We start from the raw sequence: 18,172 nt of genomic DNA, 5'->3' as shown, positions 1-18,172 counted from the left end.
CCAAAGAGAGTGTACGTCCGTGGCTCGAATGATGGAGGATCTCCTATTGCCTCTTGGTCCTTTTTGCGAGGAGATGGCCTGCTATGGAGACCGGATGGGGTGGGTCCTACTCCCGCTATTGATGTACACTGAATTCTTGCTCGGCCCACATGCATTTCTTGCGCGAATTCTGCCGCTTTTATCGATTAAATTCGTTTATGTACATTCTTCGCGATAACTTACTACCGTTCTGATCGAAAGCCCGTCAGAGGCAGAAAAGAAAGCCCCGCCATGCGGGGCTTTTCTTTTGCCGCGCGTTCTTCGGTGTTGTGCCGCGCAGCATCGATTTTCGTGCGCCGCAACTTGCAAACAGACAATTCCCTCCCCTATGGTGCAATCGATTGCATTGCTGTGAATCGTTGCGTTTGATACCGGTTGGGAGGCCGGAAGGTGGATGTCCATCCATTCGATCAGACCGGCCCCGGCGACGGGCCTCACGCGGCGCGATGCGTTGCGCCTTGCGGTTGCCGGTGGAATCGGCCTGGGGGCGGCAGGCGTGCTCCCTGCGTTCGCCGCCGACGCGCCGCTCAAGGGCCACCTGAAGCACTCCGTCGCGCGCTGGACCTTCCCGCAGCTGTCGGTCGCCCAGCTCTGCAGCACGGTGAAGGGCATCGGCTTCGCCGCCATCGATCTGGTCGGCCCGGAGGACTGGCCCACACTGAAGGCCCATGACGTGTACAGCTCGATGTGCAACGGCGCGGAGCTGGGCCTGACCCAGGGCTTTGCCGGCCGCGAATTCCACGACCAGCTGGTGGAGCGCTACACGCGGCACATCGATCTGGTCGCCGATGCGGGCTATCGAAACCTGATCTGCTTCTCCGGCAACCGCAACGGCATGGACCCGCAGGACGGCATGGCCAATGCCGAGGCCGGCCTCAAGCGCATCCTTGGCCATGCCGAGAAGCGCGGCGTGGTGCTGGTGATGGAGCTGCTGAACTCCAGGGTCGATCATCACGACTACCTGTGCGACCACTCTGCGTGGGGCGTGGAGCTGTGCCAGCGACTCGGCTCGGACAACTTCGGCCTGCTCTACGACATCTATCACATGCAGATCATGGAGGGCGACATCATCGCCACCATCGGCAGGCATCATGCCTGCTTCAAGCATTACCACACCGCGGGCGTGCCCGGCCGGCACGAAATCGGAGACCAGCAGGAACTCCAGTATCCGGCCATCTGCCGCGCGATCCGCGATACCGGTTTCGAGAGCTATCTGGCGCAGGAATTCATGCCTGCGGCGCCAGATCCCATCAACTCTCTGCGCGAGGCGATCCGCCTCTGCGACGTCTGAAACGATATCCACCCAGGTGAGAAACCCATGGCAGATAATCACTACGACGCCATCGTTGTTGGCTCGGGAATCAGTGGCGGTTGGGCGGCGAAGGAGCTGACCGAGAAGGGCCTGAAGGTCCTGATGCTGGAACGCGGGCGTAACATCGAGCACGTCAAGGACTACGTCAACGCGATGAAGGAGGCGTGGGACTTCCCGCACCGCAACCGGCCGACGCAGGCGATGAAGGCCGACTTCCCGGTGCTGATGCGCGACTATGGCCTGGCCGAAAACCTGGAAGGGATGTGGGCCAACGAACAGGAGTCGCCCTACATCGAGACCCAGCGCTTCGACTGGTTCCGTGGCTATCACGTCGGTGGCCGCTCATTGCTGTGGGGGCGGCAGAGCTATCGCTTCTCCGATCTGGATTTCGAAGCGAACCTCAAAGACGGGATTGCCACCGACTGGCCGATCCGCTATGCCGACATCGCGCCGTGGTACGACCATGTAGAGAAGTTCGCCGGCATCGCCGGCACGCGCGAAGGGCTGGATGTGCTGCCGGATGGCGAATTCCTGCCGCCGATCCCGTTGAACATCGTCGAGAAGGACGTGGCCGCACGGATCAAGAAGGCGTTCGGTGGCACCCGCCACATGATCCACTCGCGCACCGCCAACATCACCAAGCCGATGCCCGAGCAGGGGCGCGTCAACTGCCAGTACCGCAACAAGTGCATCCTGGGCTGTCCCTTCGGCGCGTATTTCTCGACCCAGGCGGCGACGCTGCCGGCGGCGATGAAGACCGGCAACCTGACGTTGCGGCCGTTCTCGATCGTCAAGGAAGTGCTCTACGACAAGGATCGCAAGCGTGCGCGCGGCGTGGAGGTCATCGATGCCGAGACCGGCCAGACTTACCAGTACACGGCCAAGGTGATTTTCCTCAACGCGTCGTCGTTCAACTCGACGTGGCTGCTGATGAACTCGGCCACCGATGTCTGGGACGGCGGTCTGGGTTCCTCGTCCGGCGAACTGGGCCACAACGTGATGGACCATCATTTCGGCGCAGGTGCCTCCGGCCGCGTCGAGGGCTACGAAGACAAGTACTACTTCGGTCGTCGTCCCTGCGGTTTCTATATTCCGCGGTTCCGTAACGTTGCCGCCGACAAGCGCGGTTACCTGCGCGGGTTCGGCTACCAGGGCGGTGCCAGCCGCACAGGCTGGTCGCGCGAGATCGCCGAGCTGAACATTGGTGCCGATCTGAAGGAGGCGCTGACCGTGCCCGGCGACTGGCGGATCGGCATGACCGGGTTCGGTGAAATGCTGCCGCACCACGACAATACGATCCGCCTGGATCGCGAGCGCAAGGACAAGTGGGGGCTGCCAGTGCTGGCGATGGATGTCGCGATGCGCGCCAATGAACTTGAGATGCGCAAGGACATGGCCGCCGATGCCGCCGAGATGCTGGAGGCGGCCGGGGTCAAGGACGTGAAGATGCATGACAACGATTACGCCCCAGGCAAGGGCATCCATGAAATGGGAACCGCGCGCATGGGCCGTGATCGGAAGAGCTCGGTACTGAACCAGCACAACCAGGTCTGGGATGCACCCAACGTCTATGTCACCGACGGTGCCTGCATGACCTCCAGCGCCTGCGTGAATCCGTCGCTGACCTACATGGCGCTGACCGCCCGCGCCGCCGACCATGCCGTGCGCGAACTGAAGGCGGGGAACCTCTGATGGATCGTCGCGAACTGTTGAAGATGATTGTCGCTGCCACGGGCGCGGCCATGATCGGTCTGCCTGCGCTGGTACAGGGCAAGGCGCCGGCTGCCGGGGCGATGCCTGCTTTCTCCGACGCCGACATCGCCTTGCTGGACGAGATCGCCGAAACCATCCTGCCACGGACGAAAACGCCAGGGGCGAAGGATGCCGGTGCTGGCCGGTTCATGGCGACCTTCGTCGCCGACTGCTACACCGCCCGGCAGCAGGCGACGTTCCGTGCCGGCCTCGCCGATATCGACGCGCGCTCCGGTGGCCGCTTCGTATCGCTCGCGCCAGACGCCCGTACCACCCTGTTGCGCACGCTGGATGCGGAAGCAAAGGCACGCACGGCCGAGGTGACCGAGACGGGTACTCCGGAAGAGGGCGAGGCGATGCCGCATTACTTCACGATGCTCAAGCAGCTGGCCATCTTCGGCTTCTTCACTTCGAAGGTGGGCGCGACCGAAGCGCTGCAGTACGTTGCGGTACCGGGTCGCTACGACGGCGACCTGGCCTATGTTGCCGGCACGCCTGCATGGGGGACCAGCTGATGGAGCGCTGCATGATGATCAAGCCGCTGCTGATCGCGGCCGGTGTACTGGCCGCCGGTCCCGCGTTCGCACAGGAGGGCGCCGACCCTGCGCGCGATCCGAAGAAGACCGAGGTGTGGACGCCGGTGCCTGCAACTGTGGCCACGCCGCCCGGCAAGGCGCCGTCCGATGCCATCGTGCTGTTTGATGGCAAGGATGTCTCGGCCTGGGAGGCGGAGCAGGGCGGGCGCGTGCCCTGGACCGTCGCCGATGGCGCCATGACTGTCGTGCCGGGCAGCAAGGGCATTCGCACAAAGCAACGCTTCTGCGATGTCCAGCTGCATGTGGAATGGCGCACCCCTGTCGAATCCAAGGGCTTCGATGGACAGAACCGCGGCAACAGCGGCATCTTCCTGCAGGAGCTGTATGAGCTGCAGGTGCTGGACAGCTATAACAACCCGACCTATGCCAACGGCCAGGCGGGCTCGATCTATAAACAGGCCATGCCGCTGGTGAATGCCTCGCGCGCGCCGGGCGAGTGGCAGGCCTACGACATCCTCTGGAAGGCACCGCGCTTCTCGGCGGGCGGTGGACTGGTGTCGCCCGCGCGCATCACGGTGCTGCACAACGGCGTGCTGGTGCAGGACGACACGGTGCTGGCGGGCAGGACCGAGTACATCGGCGCACCGTCGTACGCGCCGCATGCGTGTGCGCCGATCTACCTGCAGGAGCACGATTCGAAGGTCAGCTACCGCAACATCTGGGTGCGCGAGCTGTAGCAGCACACGGCCGGCGTGGTCGCCGGCCGCTTACTTCGCCAGGTAGCTGGCGATGTCGTTGATTTCCTGCTGCGAGAGCTGGGAGAAGGGCGGCATCAGCCCGCCGCCCTTGCTGATCTTTTCCTTGATCTGCGCTGGTGCCATGCGCTTGCCGATGTCGGTGAGCGCCGGGAATGCGCCCGGCATGCCCGCACGATCGGCGCCGTGGCAGGCTACGCAGTTCGCGGTATAGAGCTTTGCACCCGCAGCCGGGTCGTCCTTGCACCAGGCGGCCGTTGCAGAGCCCAGGCCGCCCAGGGCCACGGCCATTGCCAGGATCATTTTCATGTGGGGCTCCTTCATGCGTCAGGGCTGTGCACGGGCGGGCACATTGACGGTCAGGTGTTCACGCAGATAGTCCGCGCCGGTCTGGATGACCTTGGCCGGATCGCGCGGTTGGTCGTGTTCGACGATGTACCAGTGCACGCCAGCGGCCGCTGCGGCCGGCAGGATCGCGTTCCAGTCCAGCACTCCCTGGCCGACCGCGGCGAATCCGCCCTCGTCTTCGGCCTGGCCCTTGGGGGCATTGTCCTTGGCGTGAACCGCGAAGACATGCCCGCGGAACCTGCCCAGCATCACCGCAGGGTCCAGGCCGGCACGCGCGACCCAGGCAAGGTCCAGTTCGGTCTGCAGGTCGGGACCGGCGGCGGCGAACAGCAGTTCCAGCCCCGTCCTGCCGTTGAAGTCGGCCAGCTCGAAGTCGTGGTTGTGGTAGGCCAGGCGCATGCCCTTGGCCCGTACCTGTTTGGCGATGCGGCCCAGCTCCTGGCCCAGTGCAGTCCAGCCTGCGGCATCGGCCGGCCGGTCCTTCTGGTCCAGGTAGGGCACCACCAGCGTGCTGTTGCCGATCGCGCGGTTGAAGGTCACTACGCCGTCCAGGTTGTTGCGTAGCTCGGCCAATGGCACGTGCGACGAAATCGCCCTGATCGAATAGCGGTCCAGCAGCTGCTTGAGGTCCGCCGCGCTGGTGTTCTGCGTACCGACTGTTTCCACCGCATGCACGCCCGCATCGTGGACGATCTTCAACTGCTGTTCGAGCGAGCCGGCGTTGCGCAGGGAGTACATCTGCACCGCGATCGGCTTCTGCGTACCTGCGGCTTCGCCTGCGAAGGCAGGCAGGGCAGCGAGCAGCAGCAGAACGAGGCTTGCAGTCCTGCGGACAGGGGTTTTCATCAAGAGATCCTCCCGGGATTCAACCGATGGCGGTCCAGGCGCGTGTCCTGGCCGATGTGATGACGCGGTCGACGATCAGCGCCGAGCGCAGGCCATCGTCGAAAGTAGGCAGGCCCTCGGGTCGCTCGCCGTCGATGGCGCGATAGGTGTCGGCGACAAAGGCCTCGAAGCACTGGGCGTAACCCTGTGCGTGCCCGGCCGGCAACACCGACAACCGGCGCTGTTCGGCACTGCCGGCCCCCGGCCCACGCACGAAGGTCTCTTCGCGCTGGTCGGGCCACCCGATCCACAGCCGCTCGGCATCTTCCTGGTTGAAGGCCACGCTGGCCCTGGCGCCATCGATCTCGAACCAGAGACGATTGCGGCGTCCGGCAGAGACCTGGCTGACCGTCAGCGATGCCAGCGTGCCGTTGCCGGTGCGGAACATCGCCGCCGCCACGTCCTCGCTGGCGACCGCCTGCATGGCACCGCCGGCAGCCGGGGTGCTGAAACTCTGCCCGCCAGCGGTGCCACGCTCGGCGATCACCGTGTCGAACGCCGCGCTGACCTCGGCGAAGCGTTCACCACTGACCCATTCCACCAGGTCACACCAGTGCGAGCCGATATCGGCGAACACACGCGAGCTGCCGCCCAGCGCCGGATCCACACGCCAGTTGTTGCTGGCCGGGTCCAGCAGCCAATCCTGCAGGTAACTGCCATGGATGAGGTGCAGTGGCCCGATGTCGCCTGCGGCGATGCGCGCGCGGGCTTCCCGCACCACCGGGTGGTAGCGGTAGACGAAGGGAACCGTGGCGACCAGCCCACTCGAGCTGGCCAGTGCGGCCAGCGCCCGCGCGTCTTCCAGCGTGGTTGCCAGCGGCTTCTCGCAGACCACGTGCTTGCCGGCCCGCAGTGCAGCTTCGGCCATGGCCCGATGCAGGTGGTTGGGCGTGCAGACGTGCACGACCTGCACCTGCGGGTCGGCCACCACCTCCTCGACATCGCGATAGCCGCGCGGGACACCCCACGCCTGCGCCACATCGGCTGCGCGTTGCGCGGACGAGGCGGCCACGCCACGGATCTCGGCACCGGCCAGCAGGGCGGCGCGACGATGCACGGCTGCGATCATGCCGGTACCGATGATGGCGATTCCAGGCTTGGGCATCGGCTGCAGTCCTCAGGGTGTGGAAGCCGCGGCCGCAACCACCGGCCGGTCGCGGAACAGCAGCAGGAAGGCGATCAGCACGATGAGTGCGACGCCGGCCGGGAACAGCCAGATCTGCTGCCAGTCGGGCCCTGCGGCGGTGGTGTAGTGCTCCACCACCGCACCGGACAGGAACGTGCCGATCAGCATGCCCACGCCATAGGTGGCCAGGGTGATGAAGCCCTGCGCACTGCTGCGTGCGTCGGGGCCAGCATGGGCATCGGTGTAGATCTGGCCGGTGACGAAGAAGAAGTCGTAGCAGATGCCATGCAGCACGATGCCGATCACCAGCAGCGAGAAGCCACTGCCGGCATCGCCAAAGGCGAACATGCCGTAGCGCACGACCCACGCTGCCATGCCCACCGCCAGCATCGTCTTGACCCCAAGCCGTACGAACAGGAACGGCATGGCCAGCATCAGCAGCACTTCCGAAACCTGGCCCAGCGACTGCAGGCCCGCGGCGCCGCGCACGCCCAGGTCGTTGAGATAGGGGTTGGTGAAGTTGTAGTAGAACGAGAGCGGGATGCAGATCGCGATGGAGGCCAGGAAGAACACCAGATAGGAGCGCGACTTCAGCAGCCGAAGTGAATCCAGCCCGAGGATCTGGCCCAGCCCGGCGTCGCGCTGCCGGGCCAGCGGCGGCGTGTGAGGCAGGGTGAAGGCATACAGGCCGAGCAGCAGCGATGCCAGCGCGGCCATCTGGAAGGTCAGCTCGAGCCGGTGCGCCTGTTCCCAGCCCATCCAGCCGATCAGCACGCCGGCGATGATCCAGCCGATGCTGCCGGCGACCCGCACCAGCGGGAACTGTTTTTCAGGCGACTGCATGTGCCGCATCGCCACGCTGTTGGCCAGTGCCAGCGTCGGCATGAACAGCAGCATGTAGCCCATCACGCAGGCAGAGAATGTGGTGAAGTCCGTCGCGGTGGACGCCAGCCACAGCAGCACCGCACCGGCCAGGTGCAGGACCGCGAGGATGCGCTGCGCCGCGAAGTAGCGATCGGCGATCAGGCCGACCAGGAAAGGCGCGACGATGGCACCGATCGACTGGCTGAGGAAGGCGGTCGCAACCTGGCTTGCACTGGCCTGCAACGGGCCCTGCACCAGGTACGTGCCCAGGGTGACGAACCACGCTCCCCAGATGAAGAACTGCAGAAACATCATCGCGCCCAAGCGCGACATGGCGTGCGTCATGGCTTGCCCTCCCGGGGCGGTAATGGCTCAGATTCCCAGCATGCGGCGCAGTGATGCGGCGTCGGTGCCGCTGTCGGCGAAGTCATCGAAGGCGCGTTCGGTCACGCGGATGATGTGGTCGCGGATGAAGGCAGCGCCTTCGCGCGCGCCGTCCTCCGGGTGTTTCAGGCAGCACTCCCACTCCAGCACCGCCCAGCCCGGGAAGTCGTACTGCGCCATCTTCGAAAAGATCGCCTTGAAGTCGATCTGGCCATCGCCGAGCGAGCGGAACCGGCCCGGACGATCGATCCAGTCCTGGTAGCCGCCATACACGCCGCTGCTGGCGCTCGCACGGTACTCGGCGTCCTTGACGTGGAAGATGCCGATGCGGTCGTGATAGCGGTCGATGAAGCCCAGGTAGTCCATCTGCTGCAGCAGCAGGTGGCTGGGGTCGTACAGGATCTTCGCCCGCGGGTGATGATCCACCACATCGAGGAAGCGCTCGAAGGTCGCGCCGTCATGCAGGTCCTCGCCGGGGTGGATCTCGAAGCACAGGTCCACGCCGCAGGCGTCGAACGCATCCAGGATCGGGCGCCAGCGGCGGCCCAGTTCGGCGAAGGCTTCGTCCACCAGGCCGGGCGGGCGCTGCGGCCAGGGATAGAAGTACGGCCAGGCCAGCGCACCGGAAAAGGTGGCGTGCGCGGTCAGTCCCAGATGCTGGCTGGCCTTGGCCGCCAGCATCAGCTGATCGACCGCCCAGGCCTGGCGGGCGGCGGGGTTGCCGTGCACCGCAGGCGGTGCGAAACCGTCAAAGAGGCTGTCATAGGCGGGGTGGACGGCGACCAGCTGTCCCTGCAGATGGGTCGACAGTTCGGTGATCTGCACACCGTGCCCGGCCAGCATGCCAGCCACATCGTCGCAGTAGCTCTGACTGCGCGCCGCTTGGGCCAGATCGAACAGATGGGGCGCCGTGGTGGGTACTTGTACGCCAGAATAGCCCAGCCCCGCGGCCCATCCGGCCAACGTGTCCAGCCGATCAAAAGGAGCTTTGTCGCCGATGAACTGCGCCAGGAACAGCGCTGGACCCTTGAGCGTCTTCAAGATGATTCGCCCTCGATGCAATCGATTGCATTACCCTAGCATGGGCCTCCCGCAGACCCGTTGTGCAGTGCACAGCGGAAACAAGAGCTGAAACCATGGCAACCATCTACGACATCGCCAAGCACGTGGGCGTCTCTGCCGGCACGGTGTCGCGGGCGCTTTCCCGGCCGGACAAGGTGCTGCCCGCCACGCGCGCGCGCATCGAGCAGGCGGCTGCCGCGCTCGGCTACGTGCCCAACACGGTGGCCAGGACACTCAAGACCCAGCGCAGCGGCAAGATCCTGGTCACCGTGCCGGATATCGCCAATCCATTTTTCGCCCAGATCCTGCAAGGCGCGGAGGAGGCGGCACAGGCCGTCGGCTACGCGGTGCTGCTGGGCGATACCCAGCATCAACCCGACCGCGAGGAGCGCTACGCGCAGATGCTCCGGCGCAACGAGGCCGACGGCATGATCGTGCTGGGGCATCGATTGCCGCCCACGGCGCGCGAGATCGTGCAGCAGCGCGGCGTCAGCGCGCCGGTGGTCAATGGATGCGAGTTCGACCCTGCGCTGGGCATTCCCAGCGTCCACATCGACAACGCGGCGGCTGCACGCGTGGTGATGGAACACCTCTACGGACTGGGTCACGAGCAGATCGCCGTGGTCGGCGGGCCGCCCGACAACCCCCTGCACCAGCAGCGGCTGCAGGGCGTCCGGGCCGCGGGCAAGGCGCGCGGCCGCCTGCGCCAGCAGCGCATCGTGCCAGGCGACTTTTCCGTGGAATCCGGCCATGCGGCGGCAATGGCGTTGCTGGACGTGGCACCGGCACCGACCGCGATCTTCTGCTTCAGCGACCAGATGGCGCTGGGCGCCCTGGCGGCCTGCCGTGAGCGCGGTATCCGCGTGCCGCATGACCTGTCCATCGTGGGGTTCGACGACCTGGCGTCCTCCCGTTACCTCACGCCGCCGTTGACGACCATCCGGCAGCCGATGCGCGAGATCGGCGAGCGCGCGGTCAAACTACTGCTGGCGATCATCGAGCATGCCGATGTGCCGCTTCAGCAGACGCTGGATTTCAGCCTGATGCTGCGCGGCTCGACGGCGGCGCCCAGGCCAGGTCGCGACCTTGATCCCTTGATCCCGAATTGACGCGAAGCTGTCAGACTCACGCCAGGCAGCCCGGCACGCGTCGAGGTGGAGTGCCGGGCTGGAGTGCTGAGGTGGAGTTCTGAGATGGAACGTGCGATCGCGCAAGGGGGTCGGCAATGCCGTTCTTGACTGACTCGACCGAGGTCGCGGTCGAAGGCATCGGCGCGGCGCGGCGCATCGGCTGGATGCGCTTCGTGGGCAATGGCCTGGGCGCGATCCCGATCGCCTCGATCATCCTGGAACGCCAGGACGGTGCGCTGGCCTGGGTCCTGCTGCTGCTCAATGCACTGGCCTGGCCCGCGCTCGCGCTGCTGCTGACCCACCGCTCCCGGCAGCCTGCCGTGGTCCAGTTCCGCTGCATGGTGGCCGATTCGTTGTTCGGCGGTGGCTGGATCGCCTTCATGGCGTTGAGCGCGGTACCCAGTGCACTGTTCGCTGCACTGCTGGTCGCGGACAAGATCGCCGCCGGCGGCGTGCGCCTGGCGATGCGCGCCACACTGGCACTGGTGCTGGGATTTGCGATCACCTGGTGGGCGCTCGGGTTTCCCTATCAGCCGGTGACCTCGCAGCGCACGATCGTGCTCAGCGTGCCGTTCCTGTTCGTCTACGGCATCGGTCTGAGCATCCTCAGCTGGCAGCTGGCACGTCGGGTGAAATCGCAGAACCGGCAGCTGCAGCGCCTGAGCCGGATGGACCCGCTGGTCGAGCTGGCCAACCGCGGCTTCCTGATCCTGCGCGCACAGCAGGCGCTGGACAAGGCGCAGGGGCAGGGCGGCTTTGCCTGCCTGCTGATGCTGGACGTGGATGATTTCAAACGCATCAATGACTCGCATGGCCATCGTGCCGGTGATGAAGTCCTGCGGCACATCGCTTCGACCCTGCGCGCGTTTGCCCGGCCCGGCGATACCCCGGCCCGCCTCGGCGGCGACGAGTTCGTGGTGTTGCTGCACGACTGCGCGCCGGTGGATGCGATGCATGTGGCCGAGCGGGTGCGTCTGCACTTGCTCGAGGCGGCACGCCAGGCCACCCCGGGCGTGGAGTTCAGCGTCAGCATCGGCATTGCCGCTACGCCGCGCGGCGGTAGCGTGGAGGACTGGCTGGCGCAGGCCGACCGGGCGCTGTACCACGCCAAGCGGCAGGGCAAGAACAACGCCAGTTACGGCGAACACGGCGCTGCCCAATGATGGCGTAACGGCCGTTCATCCTGCACACGGAATCGCACGGCCAATCCTCTACCATGGGCCACCCCGCCCGGACGTGCCCCCATGCAAGACGCCCTTGTTGTGCAGCCCAAGCCCCCCGTTCCGCGGATCGCGGCCTGGCTGATGATGCTGCTGGGCATGTGGCTGGCGCTGAAGCTGGGGCTGGTGGTGACGCTGCTGTCGGGCCTGCTGGTGTTCCAGCTGACCCACCTGCTGGCCTCCACCGTGGAAGGCCGGCTGCCACCGGGGCGGGCGCGGGCGATCGCAGTGATCGTGCTGTCGGCGGTCATCATCAGCGCGCTGGTGCTGGCCGGGATCGGCGTGGCCTCGTTCTTCCGCAACGAAACCGGCGGGCCGGACGCGTTGCTGGCACGGTTGATGGACATCCTCAATTCGTCGCGGCACCAGGTGCCGGCGCTGTTGCAGCCCTACATTCCCGAAGACATGCCGGCGCTGCGTGCAGCGCTGAACGACTGGGCCGCCGAGCACCAGCGCCAGCTGGGCGTGGCCGGCACCTCGGTGGTGCAGGTCGGCGTGCGTGTGCTGATCGGCATGGTGCTGGGCGCGATGATCGCGCTGTATGACGAACTGCCGCTACCGAAGATGGGGCCGTTGGCACAGGAGCTGATCGGTCGCACCAGCCGCCTGGCCACTGCGTTCCGCCAGGTGGTGTTCGCGCAGGTGAAGATCTCGCTGCTCAACACCGTGTTCACCGCGATTTTCCTGCTGGGTGTGCTGCCCTTGTTCGGGGTGCACCTGCCGTTGTCGAAGACGCTGGTGCTGATCACCTTCATCGCCGGCCTGCTGCCGGTGGTGGGCAACATCATCTCCAACACCATCATCACCATCGTTGCGTTGTCGGTGTCGTTCTACGTGGCGGTGGCGGCGCTGCTGTACCTGATCGTCATCCACAAGCTGGAGTATTTCCTCAACGCGCGCATCGTCGGTGGCGAGATCCAGGCACGTGCCTGGGAGCTGCTGCTGGCCATGCTGGTGATGGAGGCGGCATTCGGACTGCCGGGCCTGGTGGCCGCGCCGGTGTTCTATGCCTATGTGAAGCGGGAGCTGGTGGATCAACGCTGGATCTGACCCCGCTGACGTGACGGATTTGTTTCGGTGAGCCGGGTGCCGCCTCTTGGCGGCACGTTCGCGATGACTGGGGTATACGCAGGGGCAGGGGCCGCAGGGTGCTGGCTTGGCACTGCCGGGGCCGCTCAGTACAGTGATCCGCACGTCAGGGGAAAGTTGAATGGCCGGCAAGGTATCGCCCATCGGGTTGCGGACCTGGGTCTGGATCCTGGCGGGGCTGTTCGTAGTCTGCACCCTGCCGCTGATGGTCATCGCCCTGGTCCAGGGCACGATGCGCTATGCCGCCGCCGAGGACAATCTGGTCAGCCTGCGCCAGCTGCGGCAGACGTTTGATCTGGCCAACCTGGTCTCCTCCGAACGCGGCCCGGCCAACAGCCTGCTGGGCGCGCGCGCGGACGACAGCGCCGAGCAGGCGCGGCTGGCCATGCAGCTGGCCGTGGTGCGGCGGCGGGTCGACGCCGCCATGCTGCAGCTGGACACCGCGTTCAAGGCCCATCCGGGCGAGGTGGATGCACATGCGATGCTGGCCGATGCGCAACGCCGCCTGAAGTCGGCACGTGCCAGCGTGGACCGGGTGGCTGCGCAGCCGCAGGACGCACGCCGGGTCGAAGACGTGGAGCGCGCGATCAGCAGCATGTTCGCGGTGGTCGACCGCCTGCACCTGCTGACGTCTGCACAGATCAACGTGCTGGTCCGCGCCGACCGCGAGGCAGCGATCCCGGCGATGCAGGGCCAGGTGCTGATCGACCTGCGCGAGCACGGCGGGCGGTTGGCCTCCAACGTGATGGCGCCGGTGGCGGTGCCGGGTGCCTGGCGCAACGAGCAGGTACGCGCGGCACTGCAGACCGAGGGTCGCCTGCTGGAGCTGTGGCGGCTGGCCGGCAGCCACGAGGCGGTGTTCCGCAGCGATCCGGCGTTGTCCTGGCATTGGGACATGGCGCGGCGGCAGTTCTTCGGTGAATCGTTGCCGATGGTCGAGCAGCTGATCGAAGATGGCCGTCGCGGTGTACCTCCGCCCTGGACCGCCGCCGAGTTCACCCGGCGCTATGTGCCGACGTTGCAGTCACTGGAGGCGCTGCGCGATGGCTACCTGAGCGTTGCCATTGCCCGCTTCGAACATACCCGCAACCGCGCCGCCATGCGCCTGGCGGTACTGGTGGCGACGGTCGTGGGTACGCTGCTGGTGCTGGGCGTAGCGCTGCGCATTGCCCATGTGCAGATCCTGCGGCCCCTGCTGCAGGCGCAGCGGCAGGTGATCCAGATTGCCTCCGACGCGCCGGGGCCGGAGCAGCACGTCACCCATCCGCTGGCGGAAATGCAGCGCCTGTTCGATGCGATCGAAGTCCTGCGCGAGACCTCGCGCGAACGCTCGGCGCTGACCAGTGAGCTGCGGCAGCTGGCAGGTACCGACGACCTGACCGGGCTGTTGAACCGCCGCGCGCTGGACCAGCGGGTGCAGCAGCGCCATGCCGAGGGCGCAGCGGCGGCGGTGGTGATCCTGCTGGACGTGGACCGCTTCAAGTCGATCAATGATGGCCATGGGCATGATGCCGGCGACGAGGTGCTGGTGCAGGTCGCGCAACTTCTGCAGCGCCACCTGCGCCGCAGCGACAGCATCGCCCGCTACGGTGGCGAAGAATTCCTGGTGCTGCTGGCCGATGGCGATCTGGATGCCGGTCGCCGGCTGGCCGAATCGCTGCGGTTGGCGTTGCAGCAGCTGGACATCAGGGTGGGGGGCGGCACCGCGCTGCGGGTGACCGCCAGCTTCGGCGTGGCCGAGGGCGGTACCGACGCACTGGGCTGGCGCACCCTGCTGCGCGCGGCCGATGCGGCGATGTACCAGGCCAAGGCGCAGGGCCGTGACCGTGTGCGGGTTGCCGGTGGGGGACGCGCCTCACGTTGACCGGTCATGTTCATCGCCGGCGCACGTGGCTCGCCCTACACTGGCGGCCCGATCGCTGCAGGAGTCCACCATGACCGTGCATCCCCTTGCCTTCGCTGCGTTGCTTGCCGGCCTGCTGGCCGGCTGCGCCAGCCCCGCATCGAAGACTACGGCCGATGAACCGCGCCCTCCCTCGATCGCGGGCGGCATGAGTCCGGTGCCTGCGTTCACCGGTGGTGGGGCAGGGTGGAGCATCGAGATCGCGTCCGTCGGCAACGGCAACCACGATGCCAGCCTCAGCGTCGATGGCCGTACCCACAAGGGTACGTTGCGTTATCTCGGGCAGCCGGCCGATGCGCCCAGTTCGCTGATCGTGCTCAATGGTGAGCTGGACAGGCAGCCTGCCATTGTCGAGATCAAGCGCGAGTCGTGCCGCAATGCCGAAGGTGTCGACACCATGGCCAGCGTGCAGGTGACGATGGAAGGGCAACCGCAGCGACGTGGTTGCGGTCACCTGGCGGTGTACTGAGCCGACCGGTAGCATGCTCGATATCCCCACCCTGCACACCGCGCGCCTGCGGCTGCGTCCGCAACAGCTGGATGACTTCGGCATCTATGCCGCGTTCCTGGCGTCGCCGCGCGCGCGCGGCATGGGCGGTCCATTCGATGAGGTTGCCGCGTGGGGCCAGTTCTGCCATGACCTGGCGAGCTGGCATCTGTTCGGCCATGGTGCGTTGATGATCGACCTGGCCGACACCGGTGCCTGCATCGGCCAGGTCGGGATCAATCACGGCCCGCTGTTTCCGGAGAAGGAACTGGGTTGGCTGCTGTATGACGGCCATGAAGGGCAGGGCTTCGCCACTGAAGCGGCCGGGGCACTGCGCGACTGGGCCTTCGTGGTGGCACAGCTGCCGACCCTGGTCAGCTACATGGCGCCCGACAACCTGGCATCGCAGGCCGTTGCGCAGCGGCTGGGCGGCGTACTCGACACCCAGGCCGTGCGCAGTGATGCCGATGACCTGGTCTATCGTTACCTGCGCTGAGGCCTAGCCGCCGGTGGCCGGTGCCTGCACGGTGCGGCCGAGCGCGTTGGCGACGCCTTCGCGCTTCTCGATCAGGAATTCCATCAGCGCGCGCACGCGGGGTGGCATCTGCTCGCGCGATGGCACGTACAGGTAGAAGCCGGGGAATGGCGCGGACCATTCCGGCATCAACCGCAGCAGGCGCCCATCGGCCAGCATCGGCTGCAGTGACAGGTCGATGTGCTGCATCACGCCCAGCCCCTGCAGCGCGGCGCGGATCATGGCTTCGTCATCATTGGTGACATAGCGCCCGCGCGGTTCCACTTCAAAATCATGACCGGGCTGGCCGGGCGTGCTGAACTCCCAGGCATAGACCGTGCCGCTGCCGGTCTGGCGGTAGCCCAGGCACTCGTGCCCGGCCAGTTCGGCGGGCGTGCTGGGCGTGCCATGCCGGGCCAGGTAGGCCGGCGAGGCGACCACCACCATTTCCAGCATCGGCGTCACCGGCACGGCGATCATGCCTTTGGCCAGCCGTTCGCCCAGCCGGATGCCGGCGTCGCAGCCTTCGGCGACGATGCTGGACAGGCCATCGTCCATCACCAGCTCCACGCGCAGCTCGGGGTAGAGCGCGAAGAATTCAGGCAGATGTGGTTCGATCAGGGTCTTGGCGGTCAGGCGCGCGGTGTTGATGCGCAGCAGGCCTGAGGGAGCATCATGGCTGGCGCGCAGGTCGCGTACTGCGCTGTCGATGGTGCTCAGCGATGGCTGCACTGCGTCGAACAGGCGCTGGCCTTCCTCGGTCAGCGACATCTCGCGCGTGGTCCGGTGCAGGAGGCGCACGCCCAGTTGCTTCTCCAGCGTCTTCAGGCTCTGTGACAGCGCGGGGCGCGAGACACCCATCTCCTCGGCCGCCTTGGTGAAGCTGCGATGGTGGGCAATGTGGGCAAACCAGGCCAGCTGTGGCAGCAGGGCCGGGTTGATCGCGGTGGGGGCACTCATGGGGGGCTCGGTCGGGCGCCATGCCCGTCGCACTCTGGTAATCACAGCTTACTACTGTGGTTGCGATTGGCGTCTTTCTTGCTCCCAATCCCGGGTCTATCGTGCTTGCAACGGCGACACCGGTCGCCCTATCGCACACGAAGAGGCGCAGCATGGAAACCGTCAAGATCCAGAACCCGGACATGGCCTGGCATATCGCTGCCGACCTGCACTTTCCGCCGGACTTCGACCGCAACCGGGTCTACCCCACGATCATCAGCATGCACCCGATCGGCAGCTGCAAGGAGCAGACGTCCGGCAACGTCTACGGTGAGGCGTTGGCCCGCGAGGGTTACGTGGTGATCGCCTACGACGCCAGCTTCCAGGGCGCCAGCGGCGGTGAGCCGCGGCGGGTCGAAGACCCGACCCAGCGCGTGGAGGATGTACGCCGCGTGGTCGACTATCTGGTCACGCTGCCGTACGTGGATGCCGCACGCATCGGTGTGCTCGGCATCTGCGGCGGTGGTGGCTATGCGATCAACGCCACCATGACCGAGCGCCGCATCAAGGCGGTCACCAGCATCACCGGTGTCAACTTCGGCCGACTCAGCCGCGAGGGCTTTGGCGGCTTCGATCCGATTGGTTCGCTGGAGGCCATCGCCGCACAGCGCACCGCCGAGATGCGTGGCGGCGAGGCCCGCGTGGACCTGTTCCTGCCACCCTCGGTGGAGCAGGGCCGTGCTGCCGGCATCACCGATATCGACGTGCTGGAGGCCACGGACTACTACCGCACGCGCGGGCCGCAGCCCAACGGCGTGGTCAGCGCGCTGTTCTCCCATCGTGGTGCGGCGGTGGGCTGGGATGCCTTCCATCTGGCCGAAGTGCTGCTGACCCAGCCGCTGCTGGTGGTGATCGGTGACAAGCCGGGGGCGTTTGGTGCCTACCGCGATGGTCTGGAGATCCATGGCCGAGCGGCGTCGAAGCACAAGCAGCTGAAAGTGGTGGAGGGTGGGTCGCACTATGATCTGTATGACCAGCCGGAGCCGGTCCGGCAGGCGCTGGCGGAGGTGATTCCGTTCTTCGGTCAGCACCTGTGAGCTGATGTCACCTGGGCGGTGCCGGCGGCGGGCCGGCACCTGCACGCCCTATGCGCCCAGGTCGCGGTTCGCGCGACGCGCACGATTCAGCCTTTCACGCGGGTTGTGGTATATCGTTTATCGATAAATCCATCCCGGGGCGGCATGCCACCCCAATGCCGGAGGCCGCTTGACCGCTCGACCCGCCCGCGCCAGACCCGCGCGAGGCTTGTTCACCCTGGCCCAAGCCGCCGTGCAGGCCGTGCGCGCGATGTGCTGGCTGGGCATCCTGGCCGCACTGCTGGCCGTTCCCCTCGTCGCCCACGACCGCCGCTGGCTGCTCGACAGCGTGCATGATGCCGCTGCCGCGGCAGCGCACGGCAACGATCTGTTCCTGCATTTCTGCCTGGGGCTGGGCGCCATCGTCGTGCTGCTGGTGCTGTGCCTGGTGTTCCTGCGCCATCTGCTGCGGCTGCTGGACTCGGCGGCACGCGAGCAGCCGTTCACCCACGCCAATGCACAGCGCCTGCAGCGCATGGCGTGGTTGATGCTGGCGATGGAGCTGCTGTCGATCCTGATCGGTGCCTACGCGGCCTGGATGGGCCCGGACTTCACCTGGATGGAGGTCGGCGGTGGCATGTCGATCACCGGCCTGGTCGCGGTGCTGATGCTGTTCGTACTGGCGCGCGTGTTTGCCGTAGGCGCGGCGATGCGCGATGACCTGGACGGTCTGGTCTGATGGGCACGCGCT

The 18,172-nt window shown here is 66.4% G+C and carries 18 protein-coding genes; 12 read left to right on the top strand and 6 right to left on the bottom strand.

Annotation, left to right across the window (positions count from 1 at the left end; translation table 11 throughout):
- Nucleotides 1–433: 433 nt before the first annotated feature.
- From SSKA14_RS18880 to SSKA14_RS18865, 4 genes are read left to right on the top strand one after another with little or no spacing between them, the layout of a single operon-like run.
- A complete protein-coding gene (locus SSKA14_RS18880) occupies nt 434–1,330 on the top strand; it encodes a TIM barrel protein (RefSeq protein ID WP_198283614.1) in 897 nt (298 codons plus the stop codon).
- A gap of 27 nt (nt 1,331–1,357) precedes the next feature.
- Nucleotides 1,358–3,043: a GMC family oxidoreductase gene (locus tag SSKA14_RS18875; protein ID WP_008266042.1), complete on the top strand. Its 1,686-nt coding sequence runs from the start codon at nt 1,358–1,360 to the stop codon at nt 3,041–3,043.
- Nucleotides 3,043–3,618, top strand: coding sequence for a gluconate 2-dehydrogenase subunit 3 family protein (locus SSKA14_RS18870; protein ID WP_040008548.1), 576 nt, complete (start codon nt 3,043–3,045; stop codon nt 3,616–3,618). Before SSKA14_RS18875 ends, SSKA14_RS18870 begins: the two co-directional genes overlap by 1 nt.
- On the top strand, nt 3,603–4,376 hold the full coding sequence (locus tag SSKA14_RS18865) for a DUF1080 domain-containing protein (protein ID WP_008265119.1): 774 nt from the start codon (nt 3,603–3,605) through the stop codon (nt 4,374–4,376). The genes SSKA14_RS18870 and SSKA14_RS18865 overlap by 16 nt, the downstream gene beginning before the upstream one ends.
- Nucleotides 4,377–4,406: 30 nt before the next feature.
- Here SSKA14_RS18865 and SSKA14_RS18860 read toward each other — a convergent pair whose 3' ends face one another.
- Genes SSKA14_RS18860 through SSKA14_RS18840 form a run of 5 tightly spaced genes read right to left on the bottom strand, consistent with a single transcriptional unit; the run spans nt 4,407 to nt 9,042 of the window.
- On the bottom strand, nt 4,407–4,703 hold the full coding sequence (locus tag SSKA14_RS18860; RefSeq protein WP_040008546.1) for a cytochrome c: 297 nt from the start codon (nt 4,701–4,703) through the stop codon (nt 4,407–4,409).
- Between the two features lie 18 nt (nt 4,704–4,721).
- Complete coding sequence (locus SSKA14_RS18855) at nt 4,722–5,588, bottom strand: sugar phosphate isomerase/epimerase (RefSeq protein WP_008268323.1); 867 nt, start codon at nt 5,586–5,588, stop codon at nt 4,722–4,724.
- Nucleotides 5,589–5,607: 19 nt separating this feature from the next.
- Nucleotides 5,608–6,732 carry a Gfo/Idh/MocA family oxidoreductase gene (locus tag SSKA14_RS18850; protein WP_008267575.1) on the bottom strand — a complete coding sequence of 375 codons (1,125 nt, stop codon included), beginning with the start codon at nt 6,730–6,732 and terminating at the stop codon, nt 5,608–5,610.
- Between the two features lie 12 nt (nt 6,733–6,744).
- A complete protein-coding gene (locus tag SSKA14_RS18845; protein WP_008265176.1) occupies nt 6,745–7,962 on the bottom strand; it encodes a nucleoside permease in 1,218 nt (405 codons plus the stop codon).
- Between the two features lie 27 nt (nt 7,963–7,989).
- On the bottom strand, nt 7,990–9,042 hold the full coding sequence (locus SSKA14_RS18840) for a sugar phosphate isomerase/epimerase family protein (RefSeq protein WP_008265688.1): 1,053 nt from the start codon (nt 9,040–9,042) through the stop codon (nt 7,990–7,992).
- A 95-nt stretch (nt 9,043–9,137) separates the two neighbouring features.
- Between SSKA14_RS18840 and SSKA14_RS18835 the strand changes: the two genes are divergently transcribed.
- From SSKA14_RS18835 to SSKA14_RS18810, 6 genes are all read left to right on the top strand, one after another.
- On the top strand, nt 9,138–10,172 hold the full coding sequence (locus tag SSKA14_RS18835) for a LacI family DNA-binding transcriptional regulator (protein ID WP_008265373.1): 1,035 nt from the start codon (nt 9,138–9,140) through the stop codon (nt 10,170–10,172).
- Between the two features lie 116 nt (nt 10,173–10,288).
- A complete protein-coding gene (locus tag SSKA14_RS18830; RefSeq protein WP_008265289.1) occupies nt 10,289–11,356 on the top strand; it encodes a sensor domain-containing diguanylate cyclase in 1,068 nt (355 codons plus the stop codon).
- Between the two features lie 81 nt (nt 11,357–11,437).
- Nucleotides 11,438–12,463, top strand: a complete 1,026-nt coding sequence (locus tag SSKA14_RS18825; RefSeq protein ID WP_040008545.1) for an AI-2E family transporter — start codon at nt 11,438–11,440, stop codon at nt 12,461–12,463.
- Nucleotides 12,464–12,623: 160 nt separating this feature from the next.
- Nucleotides 12,624–14,366, top strand: coding sequence for a GGDEF domain-containing protein (locus tag SSKA14_RS18820; RefSeq protein ID WP_008265918.1), 1,743 nt, complete (start codon nt 12,624–12,626; stop codon nt 14,364–14,366).
- 70 nt (nt 14,367–14,436) lie between these two features.
- A complete protein-coding gene (locus SSKA14_RS18815) occupies nt 14,437–14,874 on the top strand; it encodes a hypothetical protein (RefSeq protein WP_008267498.1) in 438 nt (145 codons plus the stop codon).
- Between the two features lie 13 nt (nt 14,875–14,887).
- On the top strand, nt 14,888–15,388 hold the full coding sequence (locus SSKA14_RS18810; RefSeq protein ID WP_008264746.1) for a GNAT family N-acetyltransferase: 501 nt from the start codon (nt 14,888–14,890) through the stop codon (nt 15,386–15,388).
- Between the two features lie 3 nt (nt 15,389–15,391).
- Here the strand turns inward: SSKA14_RS18810 and SSKA14_RS18805 are convergent, their stop codons facing one another.
- The gene (locus SSKA14_RS18805; RefSeq protein WP_008267598.1) at nt 15,392–16,366 is read right to left on the bottom strand and encodes a LysR family transcriptional regulator; all 975 of its coding nucleotides are present in this window, start codon (nt 16,364–16,366) and stop codon (nt 15,392–15,394) included.
- 152 nt (nt 16,367–16,518) lie between these two features.
- Between SSKA14_RS18805 and SSKA14_RS18800 the strand changes: the two genes are divergently transcribed.
- Both SSKA14_RS18800 and SSKA14_RS18795 read left to right on the top strand, forming a co-directional pair.
- Entirely contained in the window at nt 16,519–17,442 is a 924-nt protein-coding gene (locus SSKA14_RS18800) for an alpha/beta hydrolase (protein WP_008265966.1), read from the top strand.
- A 250-nt stretch (nt 17,443–17,692) separates the two neighbouring features.
- Complete coding sequence (locus tag SSKA14_RS18795) at nt 17,693–18,160, top strand: DUF2975 domain-containing protein (RefSeq protein WP_040009833.1); 468 nt, start codon at nt 17,693–17,695, stop codon at nt 18,158–18,160.
- Nucleotides 18,161–18,172: the final 12 nt, after the last annotated feature.

It is taken from the genome of Stenotrophomonas sp. SKA14 (assembly GCF_000158575.1).
Classification (GTDB): domain Bacteria; phylum Pseudomonadota; class Gammaproteobacteria; order Xanthomonadales; family Xanthomonadaceae; genus Stenotrophomonas; species Stenotrophomonas forensis.
This window is presented reverse-complemented; position numbering and strand designations above follow the sequence as displayed.